Genomic DNA, 11,948 nt, shown 5'->3' with positions numbered 1-11,948 from the left:
TCCTAGATCACTCGTCAGTTTCCCAAATCAAAGAGTTCTCAAGATCACACTTTTTCAGAAAAAAGACAATTAAAAAGGCGATCGAATCGATCGCCCCGTCACAACTCGAAAATATTAACAATCCAACTTCATTCTCAACGCCAACTCATTAAGTTCTGGGTGAAGGAGCGCGTCTCCGATGTAGTCAAATTCACCGCAGACATCATCGCCGTTCCAGACAGAAACAATCCACTAATGACCACAAACACCAGCAGTACTTTTAAATCTGCTTCAGACGAAGGACATTTACGCATAGAGCTTAACTCCTAACAGAGGATCAAAGGGGGTAACGATCGTATTGGATGGGAATCCTATAGAATGGCCAGGTAATTTACAGGGGCAGCCTGCGCAATCTATGCAGATGGCAAGGTTTGGAGGGATTTTTACACCCCCCTACCCCCGCGAATCACCCAATCAATCACTCAATGTCGTGAGACGATTAGCGTCGTAAGACGATTAGCAGAGTGCTGTCAAATGTAGTGTTGTCAAATGTAGTGTTGTCAAATGTAGTGTTGTCAAATGTAGTGTTATCAAAGTGTTGTCAAACTCAGCGAGCGCCCCAAACAGCCGTTAGGCAACGCTAACCATCCCAACCAACATCCACCTAGACCAGATTTCTCTACAGGTGGATGGGTATTCAGAATACGTCTTATACCGGGGTATAGATTCGGGTAAGGCATACTTTTTTACAAATATGCAATCTTTCTTTACAGAAAGATTATGGGAATTGTACCTGCCCAATTTTTCCAAGCGACCTCAAGGTTCCCTCACCAAAATTCGCGTTATCCTGACAACATAGCTTGCGCTAAAGTAGCCCGCTCCACCTTCAAGCCCGCTCCACCTTCAAGCCCGCTCTACCCAGCCCTACTTCATCCTAGTCCTCTTCTAATCTTTGAGCCTTGCCCAGACTTGAACTATGCTGCCAGTCATCTACTCCGATCGCTTTTTGTGCCATGAAACTGGGACTTTCCATCCAGAAAAACCAGAGCGGTTAACAGTCATCCGATCAGGGATTCAAGCAGCACCCTGGGCTAACCAGATTGAATGGCGTGAGCCAACCCCGATCTCAGCCCGATCGCCCCTGCCCTGGATTCAGAAAATTCATACCCAACACTACATCGAGGCTGTACGAGAACTTTGCAAGGATGGCGGAGGGCAGATTGATGCGGATACCCCGGCGTCTCCCGCAACCTATGAAGTGGCTATGCTGGCGGTAAATGCTTGGCTGGATGGGGTCAATTTTGCCTTAGAGACGGGGAAGCCCATTTTTGTCCTCGCTCGGCCTCCGGGGCACCATGCCATTGCCCATCGTGGGATGGGGTTTTGTGTGTTTAGCAATGCCGCGATCGCGGCTACCTATGCACTATCCCAAGGGTGCGATCGAGTTGCGATTCTCGATTGGGACGTCCATCACGGAAACGGCACCCAAGACATTGTGGAATCTAATCCCCAAATTGCTTACTGTTCTTTGCATGAATTTCCCCACTATCCCGGTACAGGTCGTAAAACTGAGCGAGGCTTCCACGACAACGTGCTGAACATTCCCATGCAAGCGGGAAATGACATCACCCAATATGCCGTCGCGTTTGAGCAGCAAGTGATGCCATTCCTAAGCCACTTCGAGCCAGATTTATTAATTGTCAGTGCGGGCTATGACGCCAATCAGGATGATCCCCTATCCGATACAGCCCTTCTGCCAGCGGATTATGGTTGGTTTACTCAACAATGTTTGGATCTAACTTCTAAAATCGTCTTTGGACTGGAAGGAGGCTACGATTTTCCCTCCTTGCGAGACTCCGTTTTAGCCACACTCCAGCCTTGTCTTCGCTTGAGCGATCGGTGATTCGTTGACGACTAGGGCATTTGCGCCGGGGAGTCGCGTCAGAATCCTGCATTCTTAGACACAACATCCCCGATAAATTAGCACCCACGAATTAGCGCCAACGAACTAGCACCAACGAACTAGCGCCAACAAATTACACCATCTGCATCGATCGCTGGGATTGGGCTTGCAACAACCCATTTAACAATGCCACTGGGCGTTCTCCATAGGACCAGGCAAAGGCGTGACGGAAGGCTGCTTCCTGACAAGTCTGGAGTTCCTCAAAGCCGATAATATCCAAGGTCAACAGGTTTTCGTATTCCTGGGTTAAGCGAACATTGTGCAAACCTGCATTATCGGTGCAAATGGCAATATCCACACCAGCATCAAAGCAACGATCGAAGACTTGCTTCAACTCAGAGAGATCCGGCAATGTCCCGGTCTTTGGATAAGTTGAGGGACACACTTCTAAACATTGTCGATTCGCAGCAACATCTTTGAGTAACTCAGGATGGCGCAAGGGAATCTGAATGCCATGGCCAATGCGCATGAGGTAGGGCAGCAATTCGGGGTAACAACCATTGGGGGTCTCGTACAGATGCCCCGTAGTGTTAATGCCATGGGATCGGGCATAGGCATAGAGTTTAATGAATTCCTCCATGCGTTCTCCATAGAGTCGATCGCTGCCTGCAAGGTCGATCCCGCAGATAAAATGGCGCTGTTCGATCGCCAAATCCACGATCGCGCGATTCACCTCATAGGGTAACTGCGCGTGCATACAGACAATTTGGCTAGTCACGATCGGATATTCCACCTGTTTACTGGCTTGGCCAACAATGTTGACAATCTCAGCCATTTGCCCAATCCGATCGGATTGGCTGAGGTGTTCATCGGTGCGTAAGTAAGGCGTGTAGCGCAGTTCTAAATACGCCAAATTTTCAAACACATAGGCCCCGCGCAGCAGGCGATAGACAAAGTAGGGCAAGGTTTCTGCCGTTTGCACACTTTCCACTAAGCTGTGCAATTCTAAATACTCTTCCAGGGTATTGCGGGGGCGAGTGTAGTAGTCTTCAAAATTGGGATAGTCGATAAATCGCTCCAACAATTGGGATTCGCTGCGTTGTAGATAGCGCCAGAGAATTCTAGGTACAACAGAGCCACCTAAGTGGCGGTGAAGTTCTGCATACAGAGCCACGATGACCTCTCGGTTAATTCAAAAATATAGGGTCTAGTTGGCAAGATCCGCAGACCGACGGGTTAGCCGAAGCAGACGATTCGCAATCTCAGCGATCGTCCAGCCCATCGTGAATCAGAGTTGCCAAAGGTTCAGTTTGCAATGGCAAAGTTTTCTTTGGCCTAATGGACAGAAGCCATTCGTCGCACTTCTGTCAAAAACTCTGCTGCAAACAGTTCTGTAGACGAAAACTGAATAATCTCTTGGTTAGTAATTGATCATAATCAAAATTTTTGATTTTGACCGTCTACCAGAAGACAGCAACCCCTATCCGCCTCCGGTAATGTATTGAAGCAATTGTGGTTAATTGAACGGCAAAAATTGACTGTTTGCCCCCCTCTACTTGACCTTACCAACGGCGCAAGAGAGTCTGTAGCAACGGTTGTAGCAAATTTTCGCCCCGGAGTTGCTGCCGCCAATGGACTGGAATCTCAGCGATTCCATGGCGCAAGCCTGCCAATCCCCCCGCAACACAAGCCGTAGTATCCGTATCATGACCCAACCCGATCGCCGTTTTGACTACAGCAGCAAAATTATCTTCTTGCAACGCTAACCGAGCCGATCGTAAACAATCCACGACATAACCAGTTCCGGTTCCGGTGATATCTTCCTGTGGTCGCACTGATTCTTCCAGATCAGCCAAATACTCCAACCAGTCTGGGGAATTCTCGATATAAATTTGCCGTAACCTTGCCACGGCACCCTGCCAGGGATGGGCCACCTGTTCCAAAATGCCTCGCCCCCATAGACAATACAGCGCACAACAAACTTGGCAGGTAATTGCACCATGGGTTACTTGAGATTGGCCGTGGGCGAGTTCCACCAGTTCCCGATCGCTGCCCTGACACCACAGTACGATCGGCAACGATCGCATCAACGAACCATTCCCCTTGGCATTCAGATCGATGCCGCCTGCCTGCACCGGAGGCACCCCTCGGCGAATCTGGCTGAGCACTCGGCCCGTGTGAATTCCCACGTCGAACACATGGCCTTCCACCGCCATATAACCCTCGTCGTACCACGCCACCAGACGACGGCCAAAGTCTTCGGGATCAAACCGATCGCATTCCAACAACGAAGCTAGTAAACACAGTGCTTGGGCTCCATCATCTGACCAAGTACCGGGCGGAATTCCGGCATAGGTGCGGCGAAATCCCTGGGGAGGTGTGAACTCAATCTGCTCGATCGGCGGCAAGTTTTCCGGCAAATGGAACTCGTAGGGCACCCCCAAGGCATCCCCCACCAGTAGGCCCACTAATCCTCCTGCAATCCGATCAGCGCGATCGACCATCTTTCGCTCACCCCAGGGCACGCCATTCATTACATTACGAATTGAATCGCGGGCTACACCTTGGCCACTTCATCCTTCAGCAAGGGAAATCCCAAAGCCTCCCGCTGCTTGAGATACAGCGTAGCCACCTGACGGGACAGATTACGCACCTTGCCAATGTAGCGAGTCCGCTCCGTCACAGAAATCACACCCCGCGCATCCAACAGGTTGAACGTATGGGAACACTTCAACACATACCCGAAGGCAGGCAGCACCAATTCCCGCTCCATCAAGCGCACGGCTTCCTGCTCGTACAGCTTAAACAGGTTGAACAGCAGATCGGCATCGGAGGCTTCAAAGTTATAGGTCGATTCCTCAATTTCCCCTTGCAGGTGCACGTCGCCGTAGGTCAGCTTGTCGTTCCACTGAATGTCAAAAATCGAGTCCACCCCTTGCAGGTACATGGTTAGCCGTTCCAACCCGTAGGTAATTTCGACGGAAACAGGCTTGCAGTCGATACCACCGCACTGCTGGAAATAGGTAAACTGGGTCACTTCCATGCCATCGAGCCAGACTTCCCAGCCCACACCCCAAGCCCCCACGGCGGCATCTTCCCAGTTATCCTCCACAAAGCGGATATCGTGATCCTCCGGCTGAATGCCCAGAACCCGCAGGGAGTCGAGGTAAATTTCTTGAATATTTTCTGGAGAGGGTTTGATCAGCACTTGGTATTGGTAGTAGTGCTGCACGCGGTTGGGATTTTCGCCATAGCGGCCATCTCCTGGGCGACGGCAGGGTTCCGCATAGGCCACTGACCACGGTTCCGGCCCGATCGCCCGCAAAAAAGTGTGGGGACTCTTGGTTCCAGCGCCCTTTTCGGTGTCGTAGGGTTGCACAATCAAGCACCCCCGATCGCTCCAAAATTGATGCAATGCCGCAATCACCGACTGGAAATTCACAACCAAACCTCTCGAGCAACGCTAACCGCCAATTTTTGACATCCACTTATTGTGACGTAAATCGTGACGTAAAATCTTGTGACGTAAAATCTTACCCTCACTCGCCCACGGAGGAAATTCAACCTAGAATTCAACCTTGAAATTGAACCTGGGAAACTCAGCCCTAGAAAACCGAAAAGGCCAGCCCATTTTCCGGATCGAAATCGGGAACCTGACCCAAACCTGACACAATGGATTTGGTAATTCTCTCGATCGGGATAGCAGCTTTTCAAGGCAAAACGCAATCCCAAACGATATTCCTTTTTTCAATTCCTGACGATTCAACGTTATTCAACTAGCCGTTATGACCGCACTGCCCAATACCCTCGAAGACGCGATCGTCCAAGCCCAAGATGCCACGAAAGCTGCCATTACGGCGGGATACACTCGCCTATCCGTTGAGTTTCTCTTTCCGGAACTGAAGGTCATGCCGATCGCTCAGACCTTTGTGGAAGCGTTCAGCGAGTTTGGGGAAGGGATTAAGGTTTTCTTTACAGATGCGGGAACAGCAGCCTGGGCCAAACGCAATTGGGGTGACGTGCCCTACCAGTTCCGTAGCATTGATGTGGCAGGATCGCGGCAAACCACGACGGTTCAGGAACAGGTTGCCAGCGAAGACAAGCTCTATCTAGTCGTGTCGCCCACTTCGGTGGAAGTCAATCCCCTAGAGGAAATTTGTAATGCGGCTCCAGGGGTGCCTGTCATTTTGTTAAACCCACGGCTAGAGGATATCAGTATTGTCGGTATTGGTTATGCGGGACGGATGCTACGGGAACGGTTCCTCAACACGATCGAACCCTGCTATTACCTGCGACCGTTAGATGACCAAACAGCCCTGACTCGGTTTTATCCAACACCCTGGCAAGTTTGGCTAGAGCAGGAAGGCACCTGGCAAGCGATTGCCGAAGAACGGGAAAAACCAGATTCTGAACAATTGGAAGCGATCTTAAATTCCGCCACTGGCAGCACTCGTAAAAAGATGGGTTGGGCTGCCGAATTACAACAATTTTTGAAAGCACTCGGTCGATAACGCAAAAACGGAACCAGGTTCTGGCTCAAAGTTCTGCCAAATGACGGAGTTTTTTCTGCCAAATCCTCATATTAGAATGCTTTCAGGGGATAGCCGTAAATCCCTGAACTCTTCCGGGAACAATGGATTAGCCAGAGTAGAATTGCTAGCCACCAGATTGCGTTCAAGAAGTTGCGTTCAAGAAATCGCGGTACAGGTTGCGCTACGTTTCTCAGTGTTCCAGTTGTCATCCCGTTTTGTGCAAAATTGAATGAGTCAGGTTCCTCGACGTATTGTTATTGGTGATGTGCACGGCCACTATGATGGGCTGATGCAGCTTTTCGAGACTTTCGCACCCACAACCCTCGATGAAATCTATTTTCTAGGCGATTTGATCGATCGTGGGCCTAAAAGTTATCAGGTAGTGGAATTTGTGCGCAATCAAGGCTATGGCTGCGTCTTAGGGAACCATGAGCAAATGCTCTTGGAAGCATTTCCCCAGGGGCAGGTGTTTGCACCCGCGCTTCAGGCATGGCTCCAGAGTGGCGGTAAAGCGACTATGGCTAGCTACGATAATGCCGAAACCCTATTGGATCACCTCGCTTGGCTCCAAACCTTGCCCACCCATTTGGACTTAGGGGATCTTTGGCTAGTCCATGCGGGGGTGCATCCAGAAATTCCGCTCCGACAACAGACGACTCAGCAGTTCTGTTGGATTCGAGATGAATTCCACACTAGCCTAAAGCCCTATTTCCCCAATAAATTAATCATCACAGGGCATACCATTACCTTTACCTTTTCTGGGGTGTCCCCCGGAGAGGTGGTCGGGGGCAATGGGTGGCTTGATATTGACACAGGAGCCTATCATCCCAAAAGTGGTTGGCTAACGGCCTTGGATACCACCTCCCAAAAGGTGTATCAAGTCAATGTCCAAACCTTTGCGGTTCGAGTCAGACCCCTTGCGGAAATTCTGGTGCAAATTCAGCCAGAGAAAATTAACCGGAGTCGATCGGTGTTGGTTCTCTAGCCTTGCAAGGAGGTTCTTGGTCTAGTGCCTCACTTTGATCTACTCAATCTTTTTAATCTGCTCAATTTTTAAGCGGCGAAGTTGTTGAATTTTCCATGAACAACTTCGCCGCTTATCATTTTGCTGCTGATCTGACCACTCCGAAAGTTGTCGCAACGTAAGTTCGACAAGCAAAATGTCCCTCACAAATCCCCTGTGCATGGACGGAGAAGTCACTTGGGTGTCAGGGGACTCTACTCCCCCGACATTGCAGGGAGGCGGGGAGAAGTTCCCCGATCTTCGCTGCGGAGCAGCCCCAACGATCGCGCCGCACCCCGAATTCATCGATCACGTTATCGCAGAGCTTGTAGTTTGGTTTTATAGCTAGCCCCGTCTAGACCGTCTTTGCCACTGGTCGGGGATTTGTCAATTTGTTTTTTCAGTTCTGCCACCCGATCGGCAGTATTGGGGTGAGTACTTAGGAAAGTGGGAACGCTGGACTTGCCGCTGAGCAACTTTTGCATAAAGGCCACCATTTCCGATTGGGCATACCCGGCCTTACTGAGGTTAATCAAGCCCCGGCGATCGGCATCAAACTCATCCCGGCGGCTGTGGGGACGACGGAGCGCCAACTCAACACCAATTTGCACCGCAGCACTTTTCTTCAGACCGGCTGCCCCAATGAGTCCCTGGGCCACAGCAGCTTCTTTCATTTGCTTGAGCGCGTGCTTCCCAGTAATGTGGCCGATTTCATGGCCAATCACACTCGCCAATTGGGCCTCATTATCCGCCGTTTTCAACAACCCTCTATTGACATAGACAAAGCCCCCCGCTGTTGCAAAGGCATTGATCCCATCATCATCAACCACTTGGAAGGTGTAGGGCAAATTCGGTCGATCGCTCTTTGCCGCCAGTCGCTGACCAATTTGATCCACATAGTTGGTAATTTCAGCATTTCTGAGAATGCGGACTTCCTGGGTCACCTGGTCATTTATCTGTTTACCCAGTTCCACTTCCTGCCTATCGGACATGCTAGACAGTTGGACGACTTGGATACCTTTTAAAATCAGTTCAGCCCAATTCAAGGCATGGGAAACGGTGGGTGTCGCTAGGGTAAACGTGACTGCGGACAAAAGAGCCAGAACCGGATAGAACCAACGGCGGGAAAAACGGCGATTGAGTGGAGTAGCTAACATGGCTTATCAGAGCAAATTTCTAGAGGAGTGAGGAATTTTGAGCAATGCGATCGGTAGAAGCTAGTTGAAATTAATAGAAGCTAGTTGAAACATGAGACGCGATCGAACATAACTTAGTTTCAGGGATACCCAAGTTTTTCATTCATCGCTCATGCTCCCCGATCATGGTAATCTGTCTCATGACGATCGGCGATGAATGCTACAAAAGGCTTAATTTCTTGCCCAGCGTGCTTTCCGCCTGCCTCTCAAAGGATTTCCGGTATGGCTATTCTCGACTCTCAAGGGCGCTTATTTGGTAAGTTCAGCATCCTCGATGTGGGGGCAGCGCTCATTATTTTGATGGTCATTGGTGGAATTTTCCTGCTCCCTGGAAAAACCAGCAGTTTCGCCCAAGGCACCCCGATCGAAGTAGATGTCTTGGTGCGGGGTCTCAGTTCGGCTGCGCCTAAAGAACTCTTAAAGGAAGGGCAACGGATTAATGTCATCATTCGGAATGAACCTTCTGGCACCGTGGACTTGAAGAAAGTCGAATTTCTACCGCGCACGGTAGCAGTTTCCCAACCCGATGGATCCGTGAAAGCTTTACCCGATCCTCGACCTGAGATGGTTTTTTCTAACGATCTGCGCATGACGTTAAGTGGAAATGCCAAGATTACAGAAGATGGCCCTGTGTTTGGCAACAAGAAAGTCAAAGTGGGTACCTCCTTGGAACTGGAAGGCCCGGAGTATAACTTCAACAGCACTGTGATTGCCATCCGCAAATAAGCGCTTTGCCCTTCATTTATTATTCTCGCTAGGAGATCCATCGTGGCCCCCGCTTCCCGATCGCATACCCAGCAGTTTCTGCGCCACTTGCTAAGGGAGATTGCTGAGCTAGAAATTTCGCCGAAAGCCCTTCAGACCTTACAGCGTCATTGGTTCTCTGGGGCGAAGGGGTGGAGCTGGGTGGCGGTGGGTACCACAGCTCTAATCTTTTGGAATGGGCGGCTGGTACTGGCCACGACGATCGGGGCGGCGGTGATGATGGCTGTCTACTATGGGCAAACGGCTTGGCAAAATGCCGCTTGGCAACAGCAATTGGCTAGTTGGAAGTCCACGCTGGCTGGCTGGAACAGGACGTTCCTCCTGGCAACCGCTAGTGGGGTTGGGGCAACGTTTTTGGCGTACCTCGGGTTTTCCGTGTGGGCGGAAATGGAGCAGCATTGGGTCGCTACGGCTTTGCTGTTACAGGGCATGACTTCCCTGGGGTTACTGGGATTGTGGTTAGGGCAGCGTGTGAGGCTCGCACCCGATCGACCGGAATTTAACTATTCCGATCGGATCCATGACTTAGTCGATGCCGATGCAGTACGGCGACTCATAGCAGTGCGGGAGTTAACCGCAGCGATCACGACCCAAAGCTTAACACCAGCGCAAATCCACCAAGTCACCGATTATTTTCGGCTGATGCTGAATCAAGAATTGGAAGAAATTATTGTCGAAGCCGTTTGGGAAGGACTGCAAACCGTCAGTCAAGGCCAAGCATTGACCGATCGCCAGCAATTGACCGATCGCCAGCAATTATCCCCCAGTGGGCTGAAACCTCTCCATAAAGTTGCGCAGTCCCAGCAGCAAGCTCAACCCGGTCAACCAGTCGCTGAACCAGTTGCCGAACAGCCCCTAGAACTCTCGCCAGCGGAAATCTTAAACGAACAGCCCATCTCGGCAAATCCCAAGAAACGCCAAAGACGGGCTGTATTGATGGAGGATGAAGGCTAGACAATCCATTCCACGATCGCCCCCTGCGATCATTGGGGTAATCGTTTAGCGCGATCGCCTAGTCAGCCCTCACTCTAAGAAATTTGGGTCGGCACTGTCAGGAAACTATGACTGCCATTCCGTATGGAAGACCCCTGCTTTGTCGATCCGTTCGTAGGTATGCGCCCCGAAGTAGTCCCGCTGAGCCTGGGTCAGATTTTGCGGCAGGCGATCGCGGCGATAGCTGTCGAAGTAGTCCAACGAAGCACTAAAGGCCGGAACCGCGATCCCAGACTTCGCCGCTTCGATAATCACATCCCGCCAAGCCGACTGGCGATCGAGGATGCTTTGCTTAAACTCCGGAGCCAGCAGCAGGTTCGCCAAGTTGGGATCGTCGCTAAAAGCGGCCCGAATCTTATCTAAGAATCCCGCCCGAATGATGCACCCCCCTTTCCAAATCCGCGCACATTCGCTCAAGTTCAAATTAAAGTTATAGGCCGTGGACGCCGCGCTGAGTAAGGCCATCCCCTGGGCATAGGAACACATCTTGGAGCAGTAGAGGGCATCCCGTACCTTATCGACAAAGGCCGCTTGATCTCCGGTAAAGTTCGCGATCGGGCCTGAGAGAATTTGCGCAGCGCTGATCCGTTCCTGCTTAATTGAAGAGAGGATCCGCGCATTCACTGCCGCCGTAATCGTCGGGATCGCCACCCCCAGTTCCAACGCATTGTTCACCGTCCAGCGCCCGGTGCCCTTTTGCCCTGCGGCATCCAGGATCACTTCCACTAGCGGCTTACCGGAACCGTTATCCGACTTGCGGAAAATATCCGCCGTGATCTCAATGAGGTAGGAATTTAACTCATCGGTGGCATTCCAAGCGGAAAAGACCTCGTGTAGCTGCTCCCCATTCAAGCCTGCTACGTTTTTCAGCAGGTCGTAGGCTTCGGCGATCAACTGCATATCGCCGTACTCAATTCCGTTGTGCACCATCTTGACGTAGTGACCGGCACCACCGGGGCCAATGTAAGTGACGCAGGGGCCATCGTCCACCTGGGCGGCAATTTTGGTCAAGATCGGTTCGAGGTACTGGTAAGCACTTTGGGTGCCCCCTGGCATCAGACTCGGCCCATTCAGCGCACCTTCTTCACCGCCGCTGACCCCCATACCAATAAAGGTAAACTTCGCCGATTCCAAATCCTTGGCGCGACGTTCCGTATCCGTGAAGAGAGAATTGCCTCCATCAATCAAAATATCGCCTTCATCCAACAGCGGCTTGAGTTGTTCAATCACCGCATCCACGGGGGCACCCGCCTTCACCATGATCAAAATCTTGCGGGGACGTTCTAGTAACCCCACAAATTCTTCCAGGGTGTATCCCGCTTTCACATTCTTACCCACGGCCCTTGTCGCCATGAATTCGTCGGTTTTTTCCCGACTGCGGTTATAGACTGCGATCGGAAATCCGTTGCGCTCAACATTCAGCGCCAAGTTTTCGCCCATCACAGCGAGTCCAATTACTCCAAAGCTCTGAGTCATAAGTTTTGTTTCACTCTATAAACGTTGGGTACGATCGCAATTTAATTTCAGGGTAACGTGCCCTTTAAGGGACAACGCTGAAGAGAGGATTAAATCTGATC

Annotated in this window: 11 protein-coding genes; 5 read left to right on the top strand and 6 right to left on the bottom strand. The window is 51.0% G+C overall.

Going from position 1 to position 11,948, the window contains the following annotated elements:
* Positions 1 to 134: 134 nt before the first annotated feature.
* Positions 135 to 293 (bottom strand): hypothetical protein, encoded by a 159-nt coding sequence (locus ACN4EG_RS13260; RefSeq protein WP_431630046.1) that lies wholly within the window; start codon positions 291 to 293, stop codon positions 135 to 137.
* A 662-nt stretch (positions 294 to 955) separates the two neighbouring features.
* On the opposite strand from ACN4EG_RS13260, the gene ACN4EG_RS13255 reads away from it, so the two are divergent.
* Positions 956 to 1,882, top strand: coding sequence for a histone deacetylase family protein (locus ACN4EG_RS13255; protein ID WP_431630045.1), 927 nt, complete (start codon positions 956 to 958; stop codon positions 1,880 to 1,882).
* A gap of 133 nt (positions 1,883 to 2,015) precedes the next feature.
* On the opposite strand, the gene ACN4EG_RS13250 is transcribed toward ACN4EG_RS13255, so the two are convergent.
* From ACN4EG_RS13250 to glyQ, 3 genes are all read right to left on the bottom strand, one after another.
* Positions 2,016 to 3,056: an adenosine deaminase gene (locus ACN4EG_RS13250; RefSeq protein ID WP_431630043.1), complete on the bottom strand. Its 1,041-nt coding sequence runs from the start codon at positions 3,054 to 3,056 to the stop codon at positions 2,016 to 2,018.
* A gap of 388 nt (positions 3,057 to 3,444) precedes the next feature.
* Complete coding sequence (locus ACN4EG_RS13245) at positions 3,445 to 4,386, bottom strand: ADP-ribosylglycohydrolase family protein (protein ID WP_431630042.1); 942 nt, start codon at positions 4,384 to 4,386, stop codon at positions 3,445 to 3,447.
* Positions 4,387 to 4,439: 53 nt separating this feature from the next.
* Positions 4,440 to 5,324, bottom strand: coding sequence for a glycine--tRNA ligase subunit alpha (gene glyQ, locus ACN4EG_RS13240; RefSeq protein WP_431630040.1), 885 nt, complete (start codon positions 5,322 to 5,324; stop codon positions 4,440 to 4,442).
* A gap of 343 nt (positions 5,325 to 5,667) precedes the next feature.
* Between glyQ and ACN4EG_RS13235 the strand changes: the two genes are divergently transcribed.
* Positions 5,668 to 6,393, top strand: coding sequence for a DUF1995 family protein (locus ACN4EG_RS13235; protein ID WP_431630038.1), 726 nt, complete (start codon positions 5,668 to 5,670; stop codon positions 6,391 to 6,393).
* A 250-nt stretch (positions 6,394 to 6,643) separates the two neighbouring features.
* A complete protein-coding gene (locus ACN4EG_RS13230; protein ID WP_431630037.1) occupies positions 6,644 to 7,399 on the top strand; it encodes a metallophosphoesterase family protein in 756 nt (251 codons plus the stop codon).
* A gap of 332 nt (positions 7,400 to 7,731) precedes the next feature.
* Here ACN4EG_RS13230 and ACN4EG_RS13225 read toward each other — a convergent pair whose 3' ends face one another.
* Positions 7,732 to 8,574: a M48 family metallopeptidase gene (locus ACN4EG_RS13225; protein ID WP_431630035.1), complete on the bottom strand. Its 843-nt coding sequence runs from the start codon at positions 8,572 to 8,574 to the stop codon at positions 7,732 to 7,734.
* Positions 8,575 to 8,835: 261 nt separating this feature from the next.
* Here ACN4EG_RS13225 and ACN4EG_RS13220 point away from each other — a divergent pair, with 261 nt between their 5' ends.
* Complete coding sequence (locus ACN4EG_RS13220) at positions 8,836 to 9,339, top strand: DUF4330 domain-containing protein (protein WP_431630034.1); 504 nt, start codon at positions 8,836 to 8,838, stop codon at positions 9,337 to 9,339.
* Positions 9,340 to 9,381: 42 nt separating this feature from the next.
* A complete protein-coding gene (locus ACN4EG_RS13215) occupies positions 9,382 to 10,332 on the top strand; it encodes a hypothetical protein (RefSeq protein WP_431630032.1) in 951 nt (316 codons plus the stop codon).
* Between the two features lie 105 nt (positions 10,333 to 10,437).
* Here ACN4EG_RS13215 and gndA read toward each other — a convergent pair whose 3' ends face one another.
* The gene (gndA, locus tag ACN4EG_RS13210) at positions 10,438 to 11,847 is read right to left on the bottom strand and encodes an NADP-dependent phosphogluconate dehydrogenase (protein ID WP_431630030.1); all 1,410 of its coding nucleotides are present in this window, start codon (positions 11,845 to 11,847) and stop codon (positions 10,438 to 10,440) included.
* Positions 11,848 to 11,948: the final 101 nt, after the last annotated feature.

The sequence above is a fragment of the Alkalinema pantanalense CENA528 genome, assembly GCF_050753345.1.
GTDB lineage: Bacteria > Cyanobacteriota > Cyanobacteriia > Leptolyngbyales > Leptolyngbyaceae > Alkalinema > Alkalinema pantanalense.
The sequence above is the reverse complement of the archived record's forward strand: the minus strand, read 5'-3'. Positions and strand labels throughout refer to the sequence as shown.

Bases quoted from the DNA above. Each gene is read 5' to 3' on its own strand.
- ACN4EG_RS13260 (WP_431630046.1), bottom strand. From the start codon at position 293: ATGCGTAAATGTCCTTCGTCTGAAGCAGATTTAAAAGTACTGCTGGTG.
- ACN4EG_RS13255 (WP_431630045.1), top strand. From the start codon at position 956: ATGCTGCCAGTCATCTACTCCGATCGCTTTTTGTGCCATGAAACTGGG.
- ACN4EG_RS13245 (WP_431630042.1), bottom strand. From the start codon at position 4,386: ATGGTCGATCGCGCTGATCGGATTGCAGGAGGATTAGTGGGCCTACTG.
- ACN4EG_RS13235 (WP_431630038.1), top strand. From the start codon at position 5,668: ATGACCGCACTGCCCAATACCCTCGAAGACGCGATCGTCCAAGCCCAA.
- ACN4EG_RS13230 (WP_431630037.1), top strand. From the start codon at position 6,644: ATGAGTCAGGTTCCTCGACGTATTGTTATTGGTGATGTGCACGGCCAC.
- ACN4EG_RS13225 (WP_431630035.1), bottom strand. From the start codon at position 8,574: ATGTTAGCTACTCCACTCAATCGCCGTTTTTCCCGCCGTTGGTTCTAT.
- ACN4EG_RS13220 (WP_431630034.1), top strand. From the start codon at position 8,836: ATGGCTATTCTCGACTCTCAAGGGCGCTTATTTGGTAAGTTCAGCATC.
- gndA (WP_431630030.1), bottom strand. From the start codon at position 11,847: ATGACTCAGAGCTTTGGAGTAATTGGACTCGCTGTGATGGGCGAAAAC.